The organism is Christiangramia aestuarii, assembly GCF_009735585.1.
Lineage (GTDB): Bacteria > Bacteroidota > Bacteroidia > Flavobacteriales > Flavobacteriaceae > Christiangramia > Christiangramia aestuarii.
The window spans coordinates 1-369 of sequence record NZ_VJVW01000166.1 but is presented as its reverse complement, the minus strand read 5'-3'; the positions used below and the strand labels follow the sequence as shown (position 1 = coordinate 369).

The 369-nt window shown below is 65.0% G+C and carries 1 protein-coding gene; it reads left to right on the top strand.

The genetic code is table 11. The annotated features are described in order from the left end of the window. On the top strand, positions 1–369 hold a 369-nt coding region (locus tag FLP08_RS17380), incomplete at both ends, for a dihydrodipicolinate synthase family protein (RefSeq protein ID WP_162431153.1).

Sequence of the window (369 nt, the reverse complement as noted above, 5' to 3'; positions counted from 1 at the left end):
CGCCGATCTACCGGAACGACGTCACCCCGGACATCCTGGTTTCCCTGGCCGACTGCGAGAACATCGTCTGCTTCAAGGACAGCTCCGGCGACACCCGCCGCTTCATCGACGTACGCAACCAGGTGGGCGAGCGCTTCATCCTCTTCGCCGGCCTCGACGACGTGGTCCTGGAAAGCGTGGCGGTGGGTGCCCAGGGCTGGATCTCGGGAATGTCCAACGTGTTCCCGAAGGAAGGCGAGACCATCTTCCGCCTGGCCAGGGCCGGGCGCTTCGCCGAGGCGATGCCGATCTACGAGTGGCTGATGCCGATCCTCCATCTCGACGCCCGTCCCGACCTGGTGCAGTGCATCAAGCTCTGCGAGCAACTCG